Raw genomic sequence first — 19,811 nt, forward strand, 5'->3', positions numbered from 1 at the left:
TGTGATGTAAGTGAAAGCCAGATGTCATGCTGACACCTGGCGTCAGCTTGCGAGCCGGTCCCGCGCTGTGGGACCGATAGCGAAGCGCTCTTACTTCACCACGACTTTCACATCGAAGTACTTCGATCCCAGCTTGTCGATGGTGCCGTCGGCCTTCAGATCCGCCAGCGCCTGATCGAGGGCAGCTTTCAGCGCGTGGTTGTTCTTGGCCACGCCGAAACCCACACCCGCGCCCAGCAGTTTTTCGTCGGCCACGGCGGGTCCGGCGAACGCGAAGCCCGCACCCTGCGGCGTCTTCAGGAAGCCCTTAGATGCCGCTTCCGCATCCTGGAACGCGGCATCCAGTCGGCCGGCCGCGAGGTCGGCATAGACCTGGTCCTGCGCCTGGTACGACACTACGTCGATACCTGCTGTCGCCCACTTGGCCTTCGCGTAGGTTTCCTGGATCGACCCTTGCAGCACGCCGACGTGCGCGCCCTTCAGGCCGTCGGCTGTGGGCAGGATCTTGCTGCCTTTCTTCGCGATCAACTGGTTCGGGATTGCGTAGATCGGATTCGTGAAATTGATGGCCGCCTTGCGCTGGTCGGTGATGGTCATGTCCGAGTTGATCGCGTCGAACTTGCGTGCCTGCAAGGCTGGAATCAGGCCGTCGAACGAATTCTCGACCCAGACGCATTTGACTTTGAGCTTCGCGCATACGGCGTTGCCGACATCGATGTCGAAACCGATCAACTCACCGCTCGGCGACTTCGATTCGAACGGCGCATACGATGCCTCGACGCCAAAGCGAATTTCCTTGAGATCCGCCGCCTGCGCGCTTGGTGCGGCGAATGAGGCGGCGAACACCGTGGTGGCGGCAACCGCGAAAGCGGCGACTTTATGATTCATCCAATAAACGTTCTTCAACTCATACCTCTCGGGGGTGGGGCGGTGATTTTAAACGTTCGCACGGTCACGTTGCCGGCGAACGCGAGATGGGGGGGCGTACGCAAGCCGATAAAAGAGCTTCAAACACGGGCTCAAGCACAAGCTTCAAACAGGCTCACGTGACGAACCGAGCAGCGCGCCGCCACGCGGTTCATCGGGCGCTTGTCCGCTATGTTTTTCGATCCAGTTGCGGCGTTCCTCGCGCGGTGTCACGCCGAAGCGGTCGCGGTACGCATTGGAGAAATGCGCCGCCGATGCAAACCCGCACGCGAGGCTGATCTGCACCACCGATTTGCTGGTGCGCTGCAATTGCGTACGCGCTTTGGTCAGGCGCAGGTTGACGTAATACTTCGATGGCATCGCGCCGAGGTATTGTCGAAACAGCCGTTCGAGCTGGCGTCGCGAAATGCCGACAAGGCCGGCGATTTCATCGGTGGCGAGCGGGTCTTCTATGTTCGCTTCCATTAGTTGCAGCGCGTCGTTGAGTCGCGGATGGCGTTCGCCCGGCGCGGTCACGAACGGAATGCGCTGGCGCTCTTCGCCTGAGCGCAACACGCCGATGCCAAGTGAATCCGCGATCCGTTCCGCCAGGTCCGCGCCCTGGTCGCGTGCGATCATCGCCAGCATGAAGTCGACCGTCGCCTGGCCGCCGGTGCAGGTCGAACGATCGCGGTCGATCTCGAAGATTTGCTGCGTGACGATCGAGCGCTCGAACTCCTCGGCGAACTGCTGGTAGGTTTCCCAGTTCACCGCCACGCGGTAGGTGCTCAATTGACCGGCCATCGCGAGCCACCAGACGCCGTGGTGAATGCCGGTCACGCGGGGCGTGCGACTGCCCACGCGCGCCAGGCTTTGCAGGAACAGCCGGTAGTCCGCGAATTGCTGATACCGCTCGCTGACCACGATTAGCCAGTCGCAAGTGACGGCATCGCCGAATGCGGTGTCGGCGGGAAGTTGCGCGCCGCCGGCGAACGTTACGGGGCGTCCGTCCCACGAACAGATTTGCCAGTCGTAGAGCGCGTGGCCGTCGATCTCGTTCGCGAGACGCAGGCTGTCGAGGATTAGCCCTACGCCGCTCATGGAGCAGGGTGGCAGCACCACGATCGCGACCTTGAGTGGTCTGGTGCTCGGGGCGGGGTTAACGCTCGCGCTCATGTTCGAAATTGGTTTTTGTTCGCACTAGGGATGGGGAGGGGTAGTGGTCGGGGGCTTTCGGTGTTAGTGGTCGAGGTCTATGCCGGGGTGGTCGGTTCTGGGGTTAGTGGTCGAGGTCTATGCCGGGGTGGTGGTTTCGGCGTTAGCGGTCGGGGTCTATGCTGGGTTGGTGCTTTCAATGTTAGTGGTCTGCGAGAGTCGGATTTTCTCTTTATCACTGTTAGCCACTGTGCGTGGCGGCACGTCATTTCTTTGTCCAAAGCGACAAAGAAACGAAGCAAAGAAAACGCTTTTACAACCCGCTACCCTAAGTGTCCACAGCGTGCAGTTTTGATTCATGGGTGCCCCAAAAGCACGGTGCTCGCCAGAGCGAAGGATGTGTGAACCCCTCTTTCTCCGAACACGGATACCCACACGCTTCGCCACCAATGACTGAATCTGCCCAAGGTTCACCCCGCGCTATCCGCGGACAACCTCCTGCCGAATTTGTACATGACGGACCACGTCGCTAACCCACCAAGACACGGCCCACGCAGATGCATCAGGCCGTAGCTGGCGAAAAGAATCGTGCAGGCCGCACAGCTACCCACCAAACATGAAGCCGTAAGTATGCGTTCGGCCGTGTAGCCCACCAAAAAAACAGCGCACAGTTGGCCAACGCTCCAAGAAACGCGGCAGCGAATACGCGTGAGGCCGTGCAGGTTCCTGGGCGCCTCGTGCTTGCCCGAGAGCGTACGGGGCGAAGCGTGTTCGTGTCAGGATTCGCGAGAAGGAGGGGTTCACACATCCGTGGCTCTGGCGAGCACCGTGCTTTTGGGGCACCTATGAATGAAAACTGCACGCTGTGGACACTTAGGGTAGAGCGGTTAAAGCGTTTTCTTTGCTTCGTTTCTTTGTCGCTTTGGACAAAGAAATGACGTGCCGCCACGCACAGTGGCTAATAGTGATAAAGAGAAAATCCGACTCAGGCAGACCGCTAACATGGAAAGCAGCCACCCGGCATAAACCCCGACCGCTAGCCCCAGAACCGACCACCCCGGCACCGACCCTCGACCACTAACCCCAGAACTGACCACCCCAGCATAGACCCTGACCGCTAACCCTGAACCCTGGCATTGACCTCACCCGTTAACTCCAACGCCCAACGCCCAATCACCACCCTACCGCCCCCAACATCGCGCCCCCCCCAAACCCCAAGTGCGAACGAAACCTCACTTAAGACTACCAGACAGAAACTGTCGCAGCCGCTCGCTCTTCGGTGCCGTGAGCACATCACCCGGCGCGCCTTCCTCTTCCGTGCGGCCCTGATGCAGAAACATCACATGGTTCGATACGTTGCGTGCAAAGCCCATCTCATGCGTGACCACGATCATCGTGCGACCCTCTTCCGCAAGCTTCTGCATCACCTTCAGCACTTCGCCCACCAGTTCCGGATCGAGCGCCGAAGTGGGTTCGTCGAACAGCATCACGTCGGGATGCATCGCCAGCGCACGCGCAATGGCCACGCGCTGCTGCTGCCCGCCCGACATGTGCGAAGGATATTGCTTCTCGATGCGAGGCGCGAGCCCCACCTTCTCAAGGTACATCCGGGCCCGCTCCTCAGCCTCTTTCTTCGAAAGACCGAGCACATGCCGCGGCGCTTCCATCACGTTTTCAATGGCGGTCATATGCGACCACAAGTTGAAGTGCTGGAACACCATCGCGAGCTTGGTCCGCACCCGCTGCAACTGCTTGCGGTCAGCCACGTCATGGCTGCCCGCGCGATCGGCCTTGACGAGCACCGTCTCGCCATCCACCACGATCTGCCCCGCGTTCGGCCGCTCGAGAAAGTTGATGCAGCGCAGGAACGTGCTCTTGCCCGAACCGCTCGCGCCGATGATGCTGATGACGTCGCCCGCGCGCGCGGAAAGCGATACGCCCTTGAGCACCTCATTGTCGCCGTAGCGCTTGTGAATGTCCTGCGCGACCAGTTTCGTCGCGGCATCTTTGGCGGTTAGCTCCAACTCATACTCCCAGGGTGATTGGCTGAACTGCGGTTTAAACCAAGGTGACGCTCTAACGCGCCGATTCCAGGCGGCGACCTTCAACGACGGCTCGTGCCCAGATACCCAAGCCAGCGCTTTTCCGCGCGCCGGAATGCGCCGATCAACACGAACGACACGGCCAGGTAGATCAGCGCCGCGAGCCCGAACGACTCGAATGACTGATACGTGGCCGAGTTTGCGTCGCGCGCGACCTTCAGGATGTCCGGTACGGTCGCGGTGAACGCAACGGTTGTGGCGTGCAGCATGAGGATCACTTCGTTACTGTACAGCGGCAGCGCGCGTCGCAACGCGGACGGCAGGATCACGCGCCGGTACACCGTGAAGGTGCTCATGCCATACGCGCGAGCAGCCTCTACTTCACCGTATGGGATCGAGCGGATCGCGCCGGCGAAAATCTCGGTGGTGTACGCGCAGGTATTGAGCGCGAAGGCCAGTATCGCGCAGTTGAACCCGCTGCGAAAAAAGGCTTCGAGCAGCGACTGCGAGCGTACGAATTCGAGACTGTACAGGCCGGTGTAGAGCAGCAGCAACTGCACGTAAAGCGGCGTGCCGCGAAACACGTAAGTGTAGAGGCGCACCGGCGTCGAGAGCCAGCGGTTCTTCGATACACGGGCGCAGGCAAGCGGAACCGCCGCGATAAAACCGAGCGCAAGCGAGCTTGCCAACAGCCACAAGGTCACGACAAGACCCGAGGCGCGCATGCCGTCGGAGTAAAGAAACGGGCGCCAGTAGTCGGCAAGTATCTGGATCATGATGGTCGCTTTTTCCTGTTTGCTAAGAGGTCGCTCAGGCGCCGCTTAGAGGTCGGCATGCCGCACGCCCGTGGAATAGCGGCGTTCAAAATACAGCAGGACGACGTTCGAAACCGTCGTGATGGCGAGATAGGCAGCGGCTGCGACCAGCATGAAGAAAAACATCTTGTAGGTGCTTTTGCCGGCGTCTTGCGCGGCCTTGACGATATCGGCGAGACCGATGATCGATACCAGCGCCGTCGCCTTGATCAGCACCTGCCAGTTGTTGCCGATCCCCGGCAGCGCGAAGCGCATCATCTGCGGAAACAGTATCCGCACGAACACCCGCACGCCACTCATGCCATAAGCGCTGCCCGCTTCCAGCTGGCCGCGCGGCACCGCGAGAAACGCGCCGCGAAAGGTTTCGGTGAAGTAGGCACCGTAGATGAAACCGAGCGTAAGCACGCCGGCCGTGAAGGGATCGATGTCGAACTGGTCCAGGCCGAGCGCGTCGGTCAGGTGGTTGACCGCAATCTGGATGCTGTAGAAAAGCAGCAGCATCAGGACCAGGTCGGGCACCGCGCGAATCAGCGTCGTGTAGGCGGTGGCAAGGCTGCGCGTGACGCGGTTGCGCGACAGCTTCGCGCTTGCACCCGCGAGCCCGAGCAGGATGGATACCGCGAGAGACAGGACTGCAAGCGCGACCGTCTGTTTCGCGCCCGCCAGCAGGAGTGGACCATAGCCGTAAAGGAACAAGTGCATGTCTCCGTCTGTTGAAGGAATCGTGCGGGCATGCGCCTTATCACGGCGGCTTGCCCGCACGACTGGCGCCGATAGTCACCAGCGAAAAAGAATTGCTCAAACGGGGTAGAGGTTGTTTATTGCGGCGCAACAAACGCTTTGTCCGATGGGGGTTTCGAACGATGAACCGTGGGACAGGGCGTTCAGGCAGGTTGCGGCTTTCGTAAGACATCACCCGCGGTATTACGCGGCGAGCGGAATCCACAGGTTTTGCGTCGCTTTTCCGATAGAAACAAAGGGGCTCGGGAAGGCGCCTTGGCAGGTCTGAACGTGGAAAATCCGCCGGCCCGATCCATCGTGGATGGAGATGCGACGCAAAAGCGTATCCACTTGCTTTCGCTGAGCGTCGGCGAGCGCAAGCGAGTGGAAGCAAGCAAATACGCCAACTGCTCAGCCGCTGTTCAGAGTGCGTGAAGCAGCCTTAGACCGTAGGCGCTGTGAAACCAGATGTGGTCTACAGCGAAGGCCGCCGCGATCCACGCCGCGCCGACTATCAGCGCGTCGCATCGGCCGCTGTTCCACCAGTTCAGGGAGTGTCGCGAGACGAGCCACGGCACGCCGAGCGGGTTGGGCCAGTCGGCGAAGAGATGCATCAAGCCGCCGCAGGCGAAGCCGAAACTGACGGCGGCCCAAGGGCGCACGCCGAGCAGATGGTAAGAAACTGCGAGCAGCGCAACCCAACCAACGCCCCAGTGCGTGAGCGTGCGATGCGTGATCCATAACCTTCGCCCCCGCGTCCACCACGCCACTTCAAGCCAGTCCGGTGCGGTACCGCCGAACACGCCGGCACAGAAACTGAGTACACCCCAGAGGTGATACGGACCGGTCGCGCCGGCCTTGCTGACGACCGCAGCAGCGATAAGACCTGCTGCCCACCCGGTCGCGTGATGCGCATTGCTCGAAGCCATGAAGGGATACCGCGTGTAGCGAATGAAATGAAGCTGCGCATGTTGACACAAGAGTTGCGTAATGTGCGCAATGTTCTGGCGGCTCAAGGCCCGTTCGGGCGATGGCGGATTTTTCAGGCGTCGCGCAGGAGGAAGGGCGGCCGGTAAGCGTCGATGCGGGCTGCCAGAGTCCGCAGGCGGCCCTCAGGCAAGGGGCGGGCGCGCGATTTGCTGAATGAGGATATCGCCACAATTTTACTGATGCCATGGCCCGTCTTTTACTGACCGTTTTTTCCTTGCTTGGAATCCTGCTGACCAGTGCTGCGTTTGCCGCCTCCCGCGAGGAGCAGACCGCAGCCTGCAAAGGCGACGCGCTTCACTACTGCGCATCGGAAATTCCGAACGAGCAAAAAATCACCGTCTGTATGAAGGCGCATCTTGAGCAGCTCAGCCCCGAGTGCAAGGCGATGTTCAAGCAACCAGCGACAAGCAAGCACAAGAAGGTGCTCAAGCCCGCATGAACAAGGAGCAATCATGCTGACGCAGACGTTCGAAACGATTCTCGCGCTGTTCTCGCCCGGCTTTATCCGCCTGTCAGCGCTTACGCCGCTCAATGTCGCGCACGGGTTCGGGTCGGTATTGGGAATCCTGATCGGCATTGCGATCCCGCTAGGCATGGCGATGACAACCCGCAAGCAGTTGGAAAGGCTTTGAAGATTTGACCTGTCAGGAGGGAACCGGTCGTGGGATCCGTTTGGAATGTATGCAAGCGAGGCAAGCGACGCGCAAGCACTGGCGCACTCCGGCGGGTTTTGCGGGGTGTTTTCGTCGCGGGTCCATTTGCAGGCGGCGAGATTCGCACCCCGGCTTCGCACCCCGGCGCAAGTTCACATCGTCAAGCTGACAAAGCCCTTTGGCAATCCCGCCCGCGCGATGGCGCCTGCGAACGGCTCTCCTGGCAGCCACGAAGCCACCTGTTCGCGGATGGCGAGGAGGGCGTCAATATCGATACCCGTTCGCATTCCTTCCGATTCCAGCAGGAACACCGTGTCCTCCGTATTGATGTTGCCGGTGGCGTTCGGCGCGAACGGACAACCGCCCAGGCCCCCGAGCGATGAATCGAAGGCGCGCACGCCGGCGTCGAGCGCGGCGACCACGTTCGCAAGTCCAAGTCCGCGCGTGTCGTGAAAGTGGCAGGTGACGGGGAGGTCCCCGGTCAGCGCCAGCACCTGCCGCATCAGCTTGCGCACTTGTCCGGGGTGTGCGTACCCGACGGTGTCGGCGATGGCAATCTCATCGGCGCCGGCCTTCAGCAAAGTTTCGACCAGTTCGAGCACGTGCTGTTCGTCGACATGCCCGGAGATCGTGCAGCCGAACGCTGTCGCCACGCCCGCACCGAGCTTGATATCCTGCCGTCCGCTTTCATCGCGTGCGGCGATGATGTTGCTGAAGTCGTCGACGGATTCTGCGGTACTGCGCCGCACGTTCTTGAGGTTGTGTTCGTTGCTCGCCGAGAGAACGTAATGCACTTTCTTCAGGCCGGCGTCGAACGCGCGCTGGGCGCCTTTCAGGTTCGGCACGAGCGCCGATGCGTGCAGTCCGGCAATGGTCAACGCGCCGCGCGCGACCTCGTCCGAATCGGCGAATTGCGGCACGATCCGGGGCGGCACAAACGACGTCACCTCGATTTCAGTGCAGCCCGCCGCGACCATGCGCCTGCACCATTCGAGCTTTTGCTCTGCGCTGAGAATGGTCTTCACCATCTGCAAGCCGTCGCGCAGCCCGACCTCCCTCACCTGGGCGCGACTATCGTTCATATCGCTTCCTGTTGCCGATTCCATTCCTGTTTCCTCGATATTGCTCGTTAAAGTGCACAGCGGGGCACAGCGCTCGCGTGCCTTCACTGAATCGCCGCATTCACCGAATGACCGGCATCGGCTTCGGGTTCGTTACTCGCACCCGCCGCGTCAGCCTTTGCCAGCAGCGCGCGGGTTTGCGGCGCGAAGAGGATCACCGCCAGCGCGCCGATCAGCATCAGCAGCGCAATCGCACCAAGGCCGCCTATCATGCTGCCGGTCATTGTCTTGATCGAGCCGATGATCATCGGGCTGACAAAACCGCCCAGCAAGCCGACGCAGTTGATGATCGCGACCCCGCCGGCGGCGCCGCTGCCACGGATGTAATCGGTGGAGATTGCCCAGATCAGCGGGTTGGGTGCGAGGATGCCGGCGGTCGCCACCGAAAGCGCGATCAGCGACAACGTGAGGTTCCCGGCGAGCAGGCTGGCGGCAACCAGTCCAATAGCACCGGCGATCATCGCGCCGCCGCAATGCCAGCGGCGCTCCATCGTCCGATCCGAATGGCGGTTCAGCAGGATCAGTGCGATCCAGCTCACGAAGTAGGGGATTGCCGAGTAGCCGCCGATCGCGAGCGGGCTTGCGACGCCCGAGTTTTTGATCAGCGTGGGCAGCCAGAAGCCGATCGCAAACACGCCGGCGATCTGCGCGAACCACACGAAGCCCATCAGGTACACGCGCGGATCACGCAGCGCGCGGGCGAAGGTGTGTTCGGCATGACCGTCGCCGAAGCTTGAGCTCTTGCGCAGGTCGTCGACGATCATCTTCTTTTCCGGCGCCGTCAGCCACTTGGCTTCTTCCGGACTGTTGTCGAGATAGAAGAAGGCGACTACGCCCAGGACGCTTGCCGGCAGTCCCTGCGCGATGAACATCCATTGCCAGCCGTGCATGCCGTGAAAGCCGTTCATGTGCGTGACGAGCCAGCCGGACATTGGGCCGCCGAAGAGGCCCGCTATGCCCGTGGCGCACGTGAAGATCGCGATGACCTTGGCGCGGCGCTCGACCGGATACCAGCGCGTGAGGTAAAAAATCACGCCGGGATACAGGCCCGCTTCGGACAGGCCGAGCAGGAAGCGCACCGTGTAGAGATGCGCGGGCAGCGTAACGAACGCAGTCGCCGCCGCGACGATGCCCCACAAAATCATGATGCGCGAAAACGTCTTTTTCACGCCGATACGCGCGAGCAGCAGGTTGCTCGGCACTTCCATCAGCACATAGCCGAGAAAGAAGATGCCCGCGCCGATGCTGTAGGTCAGGTCGTTGAAGCCCACGTCCTGCTTCATGTCGAGCTGGGCGATGCCGATGTTGATGCGATCGAGGAACGCGAATACGTAGCAGAGGAACAGGAACGGGATCAGCCTGCGCGTGATTTTCGCGTAGGCCCGGTCCGCGTCGTAGGCCGGCTCAACAGGTGTAACGGGGGTCATGATGCGTGTCTCCTCCAGTATGTGGCCGGACGGATCGGCGCCGTCCGTGCCGGTTTGCTGAGTGCGTGCTAGCGTCCCTTGAACGTCGGCTGCCGTTTCTCGTTGTACGCGCTGATACCCTCGAGCCGGTCGGCTGTCGGGATCAGGCGGTTGTATGCCTCTATCTCCACATACAGTCCTGTGCGCAGGTCGGCCTGCATGCCAAGGTCGATCGCCTTCTTCGCCTGCGTCACCGAAAGCGGCGCGCTGGTGCAGATATCGCGCGCCGCGGCCAGTGCTTCGTGCAGTACGTCGCGCGCCTCGCAGAGCTTGTTGACCACACCCCACGCAAGCGCTTCCTCGGCGGTAAAGCGCGCGCCGCGAAAGATCAGTTCCTTCGCCCGCCGCGTGCCGATGGTGCGTGGCAACTGCTGCGTGCCGCCGCCACCCGGCATGATGCCGCGCTTGACTTCGGTGAAGCCGAACACCGCGTCCTTCGATGCATACGCGAAGTCGCAAGCAAGCATCAGTTCGAGGCCGCCCGCCACCGCCGAGCCGTTCGCCGCGCAGATGAGCGGGACCGGGCAGTTCGTGATCGCGCGGTTCATGCGTTCGAACAGGTAGTGCTGACGGCCGAACTGTTCATCGGTCATGCCTTCGCGCTGCTTCAGGTCCGCGCCGCCGCAAAACGTGCGCTCGCCCGCCGCCGTGAGAATCACGCAGCGGTAGAGTTCCGGATCGAGTTCGATCGCACCGAACACGCGGATCAGTTCGCGGCCCATCTGCGTGCTGATCGCATTCGATACCTCCGGACGGTTGATCCGGACCACCAGGATATGGGCGTCGACTTCTTCAAGCTGCAAGGTAGCAAGGGACTCGGACCCCAGATATTCGTTGATCTTCACGGTTTCTCCTGATCTGTCTTTTCAAGTTCTTCAAGTAGATGGTTGTGTTCGCCGAGTCCCGGCGTGCGGCCGATATTGCCGGGCCGAACGCCGCCAAACGATATCGGCAGGCCGACGACCGTGGCCGCGCCATCCGACGTGCGCTTGAGGATATCGAGCGCCTGGGTCTGTTCGTGAACGACCACCTGATCGATGGTCTGGATCGGACCAGAGGGAATACCGGCTGCGTCGAGCGTATCGAGCCAGTAAGACGACGGCTTCGCGCGAAAGGCCTGTTGCAGCAACTCGATCAACGCCTCACGATTGCTCACCCGCGCGCCGTTGGTCATGAAACGGGCATCGTCGGCGAGCGCGGTCGTTCCGAGCACCGCGCAGAGCTTGCGGAACAGGCCGTCATTGCCCGCCGCGACCATGATGGTGGCGTCGGCGCATTCGAACGCCTGGTGCGGCACGATGGCGGCCGTGCCGGAACCCCATCGTCCGGGCAGAACACCGGACGCAAGGTAGTCGGCAATCTGCACGCCGCCCCAACTGATCGCCGTTTCGTATAACGAAACATCGACGAGTTCGCCCGCGCCGCTCACCTGCCGCCGGAACAGCGCGGCCAGTACGCCGATCGCGGCCCAAAGGCCGGTGCCCATGTCATTCACCGACACCGGTATGCGGCTCAGTGGTTCGCCGGGGCCGCCGAGGAAACTCATCAGGCCGCCGAGCGCCTGGACGAGCGGGTCATAGCCGGGCTTGTCCCGCAGCGGACCCGTCGTGCCGAAAGCGCCGAGGTTGCAGTAGACGAGCGACGGTTTATCGGCCATGAGTTGCGCCGCGCCGAGGCCATACTTTTCGACACCGCCTGCTTTCAGGTTCTGCAGCACGACATCGGCACGCCGTTCAATCAGCGCCTTCAGCAGGCTCACTTCCTCAGGGTTGCCGAACGACATCGAGATGCTCGACTTGCCGTGGTTGATCGCGTGGAAGAGCGCGGCGGCGCCGTCGATGAAAGGCGGCCCCCAGTCGCGCGCATAGTCGCCTTTGCCGGCATTCTCGATCTTGATCACTTGCGCCCCGAGCGAACCCAGGATCATGCCCGCATAGGGCGCGGCGAGACTATGGCCGATCTCGACCACGCAGATGCCGGTCAGCGGCAGGGGCGGCGTGCGCTGCGTCGTTTGCACGGTCGCGTCCTCACTCATGCGCGATGGCCGGTTCTGGCGTCTCGTCGAGTTCCACGCGATACAGCCGGCGCGCGGCATCGGCGCTGATGTAGCCGTCGGCGATATCGCCGAGGACACGTTCGCGCTCGCGTTCGAGCGGGTCGCCGTAGCCGCCGCTGCCCGCGGGCTGGACGATCACGCGTTCCCCGCGGCGCACAACCGTCTGGCCGCCTTTCGCCGCCACGACCGTCGCGGTGCCGTCGGGTTTTTCCACGCTGCAAAGAAACGGTGTTCCCGACAGGCCGCCGAAGTGGCCTTCGGGTGCGGAACGCCCGCGCTCGCCGGAGACCGTGAACGTGGCTTCGTCATAGTCGACCCGATACACCCGGCGCGATGTCAGTCCGCCCCGATGCCGCCCCGCGCCGCCGGTGTCCGGCACGAGGGCCCATTCTTCGAGCAACAGCGGTGAGCTGCGTTCGATCATCTCGACCGACTGGCTGCCCGCATTGCCCACATACACGCGAATGCCGCTCACGCCGTCCTTGTCCGCACGCGCGCCCATGCCGCCGGCGTGAACATCGTGCATCGTGACGAAGGCCTGTCCGGTCTGCTCGACGCGGGCGGCGTTCGTATCGCGGCCGCTGAAAATGCCCGCGCAAGAGGCGCAGTTGCTCTGCCCGACAATGCGTTCCGGAATGGCCGACGCGAGCGCTTTCAACAGCAGGTCGATCACGCGCGGCGAGGTTTCGGTGTTGCCCGACACCACGGACGCGGGATACTGGCAGTTCAGCACGCTGCCTTCCTGCGCAATGATGGTGACCGGCCGATAGCAGCCCTGGTTGATCGGAATGCTGATGTCGGTGATCGCCTTGACGGTGAACCAGGTGCTGTTGCACGTGACCGACAGCGGGCAGTTGATGCCCCCGCGCACCTGCGCGCCGGTACCTGTGTAGTCGAACGTCATGTGGTCATCAGCCACCGTGATCTTGACTTTCAATAACGGGCGTTCCTGCTTCCAGCCATACGCTTCGATAGGATCGAGATATTCCTCAGCCTCGTAGGTTCCATTCGGAATCTGTCCGATTGCCGAACGGATCAGCTTCTCGGAATGATCGAGACTCTGGCTCATCGCGGCGCGCAGATCGGCCACGCCGTACTTTTCGACGAGATCCACCAGGCGGCGTTCGCCCACGAACGTGCCCGCGTATTGCGCCTGGATATCGAGCAGCAGTTCATGCGAATTGCGGCTGTTGCGGCTCAGGATTTCCAGTACGTCGCGCACCGGCTTATCGTCGCGGTAAAGCCGCACCGGCGGAATCCGGATGCCTTCGGCGAACACGTCCCAGGTCGTAACGGTATAACTGCCCGGCGATTGCCCGCCAATATCCGTCCAGTGGCCACGCGTCATGACGAACGCAACAATCTCGTCGCCGACGAACACCGGCCGCGTGAACTGCACGTCCGGCTGATGATTGCCGCCGCCCACGTACGCGTCATTGCTGACGATCACGTCGCCTGGACGCAAGTTCTCCCGGCCGATGGCTTCAACGGACACGCGCGTCGAGATGACGGCTGAGCCGAGCATGGTCGGAATGTCATTGCCTTGCGCGACAAGTTGCATCTCGGCGTCGAAGATCGCGGCGGAAGAATCGCCGCTTGCGTGCATGAGCGGGCTGCCCGCGGTGCGCATCATCGCAATCTTCATTTCACGCGCAATCGCAAAGAGACTGCTGCGAATAATTTCGTAGGTAACGATGTCCATAATCAGGCCGCCAGTTCAATCACAAGGTTCAGGGCTTCATCGACAACGGCGTTTTGCGCCGCTTTCAGCACGGAGCAACTGCTGTGCTCCTCGATGACAGCGGGCCCCTCGACGCGCGCGCCGACCGCCAGCGCGCTGCGTTGATACACGGGAAGGGTATGCATGGCGCCATCGAAATAGACGGAGCGTGTTGCTTTGGACGCGCGCGCCGATGCCGATGGTGTCACGGCAGCCGATTGCGCCACGCCACCGCGCCAGCCGGTCGGCGTGACGATCTGCAGCCGCAGGTTCGCGACCACGATGGGTTTATCGGCGCTCACGAAATTCCACAGGCGCTGGTGGGCCGCCTCGAAGCTGCTTGCGAGCGACTGGCACAAGCCGTCCTCGTGACCCTGCACCTCGATGGTAATGACGTCGGGCTGACCCGCATAGCGGCAATCGGCAAGCCGGACGATGTGCGCGCTTTCAGGATCGACATCAAGCCTGCGAAGCTCGGTTGCTCCCAGGTTGAGGAGTTCGGCGAACTGCGAGAAAAGCCCGGCGTCGTCGAGATGGTCGAGATCCCGTTCCACCGGCCGCTGGTAGTCGTATTGCTGGTCCGCGACCGTCATGCCGAACGCACTGAACAAGCCCGGCAGCGGTGGAATCACCACGCGGCGAATCCCCATCTGCTGCGCGAGATCCAGCGCGTGAACCGGGCCTGCGCCGCCGTAGCAAATATAGGAGAACTCGCGCGGATCGTAGCCGCGCTCGACCGTCATGATTCGAATGGCCTGCGCCATCAGCGCGTTGGCTACCGAGCGCACGGTCTGGGCCGCCTCGAGCACGCTCATGCCGAGCGGCTTCGCCACGCGCTCTTCCACCACCCGATGCGCGGCCTCGGCATCGAGCTTGAATTCGCCGCCGAGGAAACTGTCCGGATCGATATAACCAAGCACGAGATTGCAGTCCGTCACGGTGGCGCGCTGGCCGCCGCGGCCGTAGCAGGCCGGTCCCGGATCGGCGCCCGCGCTCTCCGGTCCGATACGCACGCCGCCGCCTGCATCGATCCATACGATCGAGCCGCCGCCTGCGCCGACCGAGTCGATATCGATACTCGGGCTTCGCACGGCGTAGGTGTGCAAGAGGCTCTTGTTGCGCAGTTCAGGACGGAATTCGCGGATGAGCGAGACATCGAATGTGGTGCCGCCCATGTCGCCGAGAATGGCGTTGCGCAGGCCGCTTTTTTCGCAACTGCGGATGGCCGCGCTGACGCCGCCCGCCGGGCCCGATTCAAGCAGTACGATAGGACGATCCGCTACAACGGCCGTGCTCGCGAGACCGCCGTTCGACTGCATGAAGAGGAGCTTGCCGTTAAAACCAAGGTCGGCAAGGCCGTGGCCAAGGCGCTCGATATACCGTCCGCAAACGGGGCCGAGCATCGCGTTGATGACGGTTGAACTCGTGCGTTCGTACTCCATCACCTCGGGGTTGACGTCGTGCGATGCACAGATGAACCGGTCGGGCAGCAAGCGGCGCAAGATCTCGACGGTCTCGCGTTCATGCTGAGGATTGACATGGGCATGCAGGAACGAAACCGCGACCGCTTCCACGTCGGAAGACCGGATCAAGGCCGCCAGGTCGTGCAATTCGCTACGCTGCAGCGGCGCTTCAATGCGGCCGTCGAAGGTCATGCGCTCGGTGACCTCGAGCCGCCAGCGGCGCTCCACCAGCGGGCGCGGGTTATCGAACAGCAGGTCATAGAGATCGGCCCGGTCGTGGCGCGATACACGCCGCAATTCGAGGATGTCGCGAAAGCCGCGCGTGGTGATCAACGCGGTCTTGGCGCCGGTTCCCTCGACCACCATGTTGGTGGCCATGGTCGTGCCATGGCCGAGAAACGATACGTCCGCGCTCGTCGAGCCCGATATCTCCAGGATGCGCCGGTAGCCTTCCATTGCGCCGACAACCCGGTCCTTGGGCGTGGTCGGCACCTTGGTCGACCAGACCTGACCGTTTGCATCGTCCACCATGACGACGTCGGTGAACGTGCCTCCCACGTCGATTCCAATTCTTCTCACGCTGCTCATCTCCACGGTCTCTGGGTTTCATGGCGCGGCATTGATCAGCTATGATCGGACGCCCGCCGCATGCTCTGCTAGTGAATGAATGAGTGTAGTGATGCAGGAGGGTGCACAGATAATGAAACCTTCCGATCACGTGAGACTGTGGAGTTATATCGGTGATAACCAGTATCGACGCAATTCTCAGGCGCTTGCGCGGCAGCCATGTCGCGCTCCTGATCGCGCTCGACGATCACGGCTCGTTGCGTCGCGCCGCGCAGCAGGTGTCGCTTTCGCAACCGGCCACGACCAAGTCGCTGCGGGAAATAGAATCGATGTTCGGCACGGAACTGTTCGCGCGTTCGCCGCGCGGCATCGTGGCGAACGAACTTGGACGCTGCGTGATCCGCCACGCGCGCACCTTGCGCGCGGACGTCGGCGCGCTGCGCGACGAGCTGGCCGCGATCATGCGGGGCAGGGGCGGCACGCTTGCCATCGGGGCCGTGATGGGCGCGGTGCCAGGCTGGCTCACGCCGACGCTCAAGGCGCTGCGCGAAGTGGAACCGGATGTCGCGGTGGAAGTGTGGGAGGACAACAGCGCGCGGCTGCTTTCCATGCTGGACCAGCGTACGCTCGACCTGGTACTGGGACGGCCAAGCGTCAGCGTTCATCCGGAGGCTTACGACTTCATTCCGCTTGCCGTGGAGGAGATGTGCATTGTCGTGGACGGGGCGCATGAACTCGCCCGCAAGCCGGACGTCAGCTTGCTCGACATCGCGACGAATCCATGGATCGTGCCGCAGGCGCACTTGCCGCTGCGCTCGTTGCTGGAGCAGGTGTTCGAGGACGAGGGCCTGCCGTTTCCTGCTTACGCGACCGAAACCTCGTCCACGTTCGCTACGCTTGCGCTGCTGCGTTCCGGCGATGGCGCCGTCGGCCTCATCCCCATGATCGTCGCGCAATATTTCGCGGAGGGCGGGTTGATCGGCATCCTGCCGATCAAGATCACGCGCACCGGCGCGCCTTACGGTATTGCTACACGCCGGGGCGCAACGCTCACCCGGCCGGTCCAGATGTTCATCGACCTTTGCCGCAGCCGGGCCGAAAACGCCACCCCCTGACGCGTCCGCCATGCGCAGCTGAGCGCATAGTCGAATACTTTTCCCTGCTCTCATGCCCGCGCCCCGGTCCCGAGGCGTCGGCGTGCGGCCGCTTGCAACCCGGCCGCACGCGCTTTCCCCCTCGCTCCCGCCCCGCTGTTTTCCCATTCGCCGATTCCCGGATACACCCGCTCAGGGCAAACCCCTAACGCGGCATCGATTGTGTATTTGCATTATATTTATATAAAATATAATTTATGGGTCTCGATGCCGGTCGAGATTTCGTATGGCGTCGCGTATTCAAGTATCCGACTATTCACGATCATTCGCTGGCATCCGCTGCCGGGCTTAAAACGGCATCCGACCTGAGAGCGAGCTCATTCCTAGAAAAACCAACAGCATTCAGGAGACATTCGTGCAGCCCACCGATCCTGTAACACTTGCATCACCCACCTCTGTTTCCGGCGACCATGCGCAAGTCTATGGCCGCATTGCGCGCCGCTTGCTGCCCTTGCTTTTGATCTGCTATGTCGCGTGTTACCTGGATCGGGTGAACGTCGGATTCGCGAAGCTGCAGATGGCGGCAGACCTGGGCTTCAGCGACACCGTCTATGGACTTGGCGCGGGGATGTTCTTTATCGGCTACCTCGCATTCGAGATGCCGAGCAACATGATCCTGTATCGGGTCGGGGCGCGCCTGTGGCTGGCGCGAATCATGATTACGTGGGCGCTGGTGTCCGCCGCGACGCTCTTCGTGCATACGCCGACCATGTTCTATGTCATGCGTTTCCTGCTCGGCATCGCGGAAGCTGGCTTCTTTCCGGGCGTGGTGCTGTATCTGACCCAGTGGTTCCCTTCGGAGCAACGCGGCAAGGTCATCACCTTGTTCATGATCGGGATACCCATTGCCGGTGTGCTCGGCGGTCCGGTCTCGGGATGGATCATGGAGCATATGAGAGGGACGGGTGGCCTGGCCTCATGGCAGTGGCTGTTTCTGCTTGAGTCGTTGCCGTCCATCGTCCTTGGGTTCGTGCTGTTCTTCTTCCTGCCAAATAACCTGGCCGACGTCAAATGGATGACCTCGGATGAGAAACAGTACGTCCGCTCGCAACTTGCGAACGAACGGCGAGGGAAGGCCGATGCGTCCTTCACGCAGATGCTGCTGGACCGGCGCGTGTGGATATGCGTGGCGATCAACTTCTGCAATGCGATGGGACAGTACGGCATCGGTTTTTGGCTGCCCACGCTGGTACAGAAAATGGGCATCCACGATAACTTCGAGATCGGCTACCTGAGCGCGATTCCTTATGCGGTTGCCGTGGTCGCGATGGTGGTGGTCAGCCGAAGCGGCGACCGCCTGCGAGAACGGCGCTGGCACGTGGCTGGCCCCGCATTGGTCGGTACGCTGGGTTTTGTGCTGAGTACCTTGCTGGTGGATCAACCGTCGTTCGCCATTGCTGCGTTGACGCTCGCGACCGCTGGCGTGATGACAACGCTGCCGCTTTTCTGGTGCCTTCCGACAGCGTTCCTGAAAGACGCATCGGGCGCGGCCGGTATTGGGTTGATCAATTCCGTGGGCGGCCTGGCGGGATTCGCGAGTCCGTTCCTGACAGGACGGCTCAATGATGTGACGCACGACGCGCGCTACGGCGTCTGGATGCTGGCCGCGTGGCTGGTTCTGAGCGCCTTCCTGATTCTTTCCATCCCGGCGAAGCTGGTGAACCGATAACGGCATACATCCGTCGCGCGTTACCGGCGCACGTCATCCGCGGCTGCTGACAGCTCTCATGCCGAGACGCAAACCGTGTGGCCGCGAAGCTCAGGTGACACTGCCGCTGGCGGAAACTGTCGCTTGACAAAGGCCGGCGAGACATAGAATATAAAAAATAAAAAATATTTCTGTCATGGCCGATGATATAAATACGAGCGCGTTCGTACCGGATGCACACGCCGGAGAATGCGCTCGGGGTCACAGGAAAACAGGTGCAAGCCGGCTTCAGCCGGGCATCACGACGTAGTGAGCGACAAGACACACGCGTCGCGCAATCGTGGTCAGGCCGGCATCTCGATCGAGCGGCGACGCTCGCAACATTTGGATGAACCGCGGTAAGAAAAGATTCAGGAGACTGACTTGAACGTTCAGAAGATTGGCAACGTAGCAATCCATAAAGTCGATGAGATTGCGCGGATGGCGCTGGAAGCAAAGTGGCTGTTTCCATCGATTGACGAAGAGCTTGTCGCAGCGCATCGGCACACGCTCGGTCCGCTGCTCGTGGAACCCGGGTCCACAAGGCTGTACATGAGCTTTCATAGCTATGTCATCCGCACCCGGCATCACACCATCCTGGTCGATGCCTGTAACGGCAACCACAAGCAGCGTCCCTCGATGCCGGCCTGGAACGACCTCGATACGCCGTATCTCGCCAACCTCGCCGCTATCGGCGTGCGGCCTGAAGACATCGACATCGTGTTGTGCACGCATTTGCATGCGGATCACGTTGGCTGGAACACACGCCTTCAGAATGGCAAATGGGTGCCGACGTTCCCGAACGCGCGCTACCTGATGGCGCGCGTGGAATACGAGCACCTGTTGAAGCAGAAACATGCCGATCCGCACACGCCGGTCAATCGCGGCTCATTCGACGACAGCGTCCTGCCGGTTGTCGAGCACGGCCGCGCGGACATGGTCGAGTTGGACCACATGGTCGAGCGCGAACTGGGCGAGAACATCTGGTTGTCTCCGGCATGCGGCCACACACCGGGCCACGTATTCGTCAATGTGGGCGAGCATGGCCGCGAACGTGCCGTGTTCACAGGCGACGTCATTCATCACCCGATCCAGTTCATCGATACGAGCGTCGCCAACCTGGCGGACTTCAACCCGCAGCAAGCGCGGGACACGCGCCTGGGGCTCATGCGCCGTTACGCCGATACCGACACGCTTGTCATGACCGGACACTTTCCTTCGCCGACCGCGGGCCGCATCGTGAGTCATGGTGATCAGTTCCGCTTCGCGTTCAAGGAAGACTGAACGCCCGGGCAA

The 19,811-nt window shown here is 61.9% G+C and carries 17 protein-coding genes; 5 read left to right on the top strand and 12 right to left on the bottom strand.

Features of this window, described 5'->3' with window-relative positions; all coding sequences use genetic code 11:
- Positions 1 to 90: 90 nt before the first annotated feature.
- From ACSQ36_RS24430 to ACSQ36_RS24455, 6 genes are all read right to left on the bottom strand, one after another.
- Positions 91 to 888: an ABC transporter substrate-binding protein gene (locus ACSQ36_RS24430; protein WP_436183912.1), complete on the bottom strand. Its 798-nt coding sequence runs from the start codon at positions 886 to 888 to the stop codon at positions 91 to 93.
- 144 nt (positions 889 to 1,032) lie between these two features.
- Positions 1,033 to 2,082 (bottom strand): GlxA family transcriptional regulator, encoded by a 1,050-nt coding sequence (locus ACSQ36_RS24435; RefSeq protein ID WP_436183913.1) that lies wholly within the window; start codon positions 2,080 to 2,082, stop codon positions 1,033 to 1,035.
- Positions 2,083 to 3,293: 1,211 nt separating this feature from the next.
- Positions 3,294 to 4,085, bottom strand: a complete 792-nt coding sequence (locus tag ACSQ36_RS24440; protein WP_436183914.1) for an ABC transporter ATP-binding protein — start codon at positions 4,083 to 4,085, stop codon at positions 3,294 to 3,296.
- A gap of 80 nt (positions 4,086 to 4,165) precedes the next feature.
- Positions 4,166 to 4,879, bottom strand: a complete 714-nt coding sequence (locus ACSQ36_RS24445) for an ABC transporter permease (RefSeq protein ID WP_436183915.1) — start codon at positions 4,877 to 4,879, stop codon at positions 4,166 to 4,168.
- A 45-nt stretch (positions 4,880 to 4,924) separates the two neighbouring features.
- Positions 4,925 to 5,614, bottom strand: coding sequence for an ABC transporter permease (locus ACSQ36_RS24450; RefSeq protein WP_213766454.1), 690 nt, complete (start codon positions 5,612 to 5,614; stop codon positions 4,925 to 4,927).
- 446 nt (positions 5,615 to 6,060) lie between these two features.
- Positions 6,061 to 6,567, bottom strand: coding sequence for a metal-dependent hydrolase (locus ACSQ36_RS24455; RefSeq protein WP_436184935.1), 507 nt, complete (start codon positions 6,565 to 6,567; stop codon positions 6,061 to 6,063).
- A 275-nt stretch (positions 6,568 to 6,842) separates the two neighbouring features.
- Between ACSQ36_RS24455 and ACSQ36_RS24460 the strand changes: the two genes are divergently transcribed.
- Both ACSQ36_RS24460 and ACSQ36_RS24465 read left to right on the top strand, forming a co-directional pair.
- On the top strand, positions 6,843 to 7,067 hold the full coding sequence (locus ACSQ36_RS24460) for a hypothetical protein (RefSeq protein ID WP_436183916.1): 225 nt from the start codon (positions 6,843 to 6,845) through the stop codon (positions 7,065 to 7,067).
- Positions 7,068 to 7,080: 13 nt separating this feature from the next.
- Complete coding sequence (locus ACSQ36_RS24465) at positions 7,081 to 7,260, top strand: hypothetical protein (RefSeq protein ID WP_213766385.1); 180 nt, start codon at positions 7,081 to 7,083, stop codon at positions 7,258 to 7,260.
- A 173-nt stretch (positions 7,261 to 7,433) separates the two neighbouring features.
- Here the strand turns inward: ACSQ36_RS24465 and ACSQ36_RS24470 are convergent, their stop codons facing one another.
- From ACSQ36_RS24470 to ACSQ36_RS24495, 6 genes are all read right to left on the bottom strand, one after another.
- A complete protein-coding gene (locus ACSQ36_RS24470) occupies positions 7,434 to 8,363 on the bottom strand; it encodes a hydroxymethylglutaryl-CoA lyase (RefSeq protein ID WP_436183917.1) in 930 nt (309 codons plus the stop codon).
- An 83-nt stretch (positions 8,364 to 8,446) separates the two neighbouring features.
- Positions 8,447 to 9,829 (bottom strand): MFS transporter, encoded by a 1,383-nt coding sequence (locus ACSQ36_RS24475; RefSeq protein ID WP_436183918.1) that lies wholly within the window; start codon positions 9,827 to 9,829, stop codon positions 8,447 to 8,449.
- Between the two features lie 68 nt (positions 9,830 to 9,897).
- Positions 9,898 to 10,707 (bottom strand): enoyl-CoA hydratase-related protein, encoded by an 810-nt coding sequence (locus tag ACSQ36_RS24480; protein WP_436184936.1) that lies wholly within the window; start codon positions 10,705 to 10,707, stop codon positions 9,898 to 9,900.
- A gap of 2 nt (positions 10,708 to 10,709) precedes the next feature.
- Entirely contained in the window at positions 10,710 to 11,885 is a 1,176-nt protein-coding gene (locus tag ACSQ36_RS24485; RefSeq protein ID WP_436183919.1) for a CaiB/BaiF CoA transferase family protein, read from the bottom strand.
- A gap of 10 nt (positions 11,886 to 11,895) precedes the next feature.
- Positions 11,896 to 13,626, bottom strand: coding sequence for a hydantoinase B/oxoprolinase family protein (locus tag ACSQ36_RS24490; RefSeq protein WP_436183920.1), 1,731 nt, complete (start codon positions 13,624 to 13,626; stop codon positions 11,896 to 11,898).
- Positions 13,627 to 13,628: 2 nt separating this feature from the next.
- Entirely contained in the window at positions 13,629 to 15,686 is a 2,058-nt protein-coding gene (locus ACSQ36_RS24495; RefSeq protein WP_436183921.1) for a hydantoinase/oxoprolinase family protein, read from the bottom strand.
- A gap of 161 nt (positions 15,687 to 15,847) precedes the next feature.
- Here ACSQ36_RS24495 and ACSQ36_RS24500 point away from each other — a divergent pair, with 161 nt between their 5' ends.
- From ACSQ36_RS24500 to ACSQ36_RS24510, 3 genes are all read left to right on the top strand, one after another.
- Positions 15,848 to 16,789: a LysR family transcriptional regulator gene (locus tag ACSQ36_RS24500; protein WP_213766399.1), complete on the top strand. Its 942-nt coding sequence runs from the start codon at positions 15,848 to 15,850 to the stop codon at positions 16,787 to 16,789.
- A 394-nt stretch (positions 16,790 to 17,183) separates the two neighbouring features.
- The gene (locus ACSQ36_RS24505; protein WP_436183922.1) at positions 17,184 to 18,497 is read left to right on the top strand and encodes an MFS transporter; all 1,314 of its coding nucleotides are present in this window, start codon (positions 17,184 to 17,186) and stop codon (positions 18,495 to 18,497) included.
- 402 nt (positions 18,498 to 18,899) lie between these two features.
- The gene (locus ACSQ36_RS24510) at positions 18,900 to 19,799 is read left to right on the top strand and encodes an MBL fold metallo-hydrolase (RefSeq protein ID WP_213766401.1); all 900 of its coding nucleotides are present in this window, start codon (positions 18,900 to 18,902) and stop codon (positions 19,797 to 19,799) included.
- The last annotated feature ends 12 nt before the right edge of the window (positions 19,800 to 19,811 follow it).

The sequence above is a fragment of the Caballeronia sp. LjRoot34 genome, from assembly GCF_964253815.1.
Taxonomy (GTDB): Bacteria; Pseudomonadota; Gammaproteobacteria; order Burkholderiales; family Burkholderiaceae; genus Caballeronia.

What these genes read in the sequence shown, in the direction of transcription:
- ACSQ36_RS24430 (WP_436183912.1), bottom strand. Translation starts at nt 888, where the DNA reads ATGAATCATAAAGTCGCCGCTTTCGCGGTTGCCGCCACCACGGTGTTC.
- ACSQ36_RS24435 (WP_436183913.1), bottom strand. Translation starts at nt 2,082, where the DNA reads ATGAGCGCGAGCGTTAACCCCGCCCCGAGCACCAGACCACTCAAGGTC.
- ACSQ36_RS24445 (WP_436183915.1), bottom strand. Translation starts at nt 4,879, where the DNA reads ATGATCCAGATACTTGCCGACTACTGGCGCCCGTTTCTTTACTCCGAC.
- ACSQ36_RS24455 (WP_436184935.1), bottom strand. Translation starts at nt 6,567, where the DNA reads ATGGCTTCGAGCAATGCGCATCACGCGACCGGGTGGGCAGCAGGTCTT.
- ACSQ36_RS24465 (WP_213766385.1), top strand. Translation starts at nt 7,081, where the DNA reads ATGCTGACGCAGACGTTCGAAACGATTCTCGCGCTGTTCTCGCCCGGC.
- ACSQ36_RS24470 (WP_436183917.1), bottom strand. Translation starts at nt 8,363, where the DNA reads ATGAACGATAGTCGCGCCCAGGTGAGGGAGGTCGGGCTGCGCGACGGC.
- ACSQ36_RS24475 (WP_436183918.1), bottom strand. Translation starts at nt 9,829, where the DNA reads ATGACCCCCGTTACACCTGTTGAGCCGGCCTACGACGCGGACCGGGCC.
- ACSQ36_RS24490 (WP_436183920.1), bottom strand. Translation starts at nt 13,626, where the DNA reads ATGGACATCGTTACCTACGAAATTATTCGCAGCAGTCTCTTTGCGATT.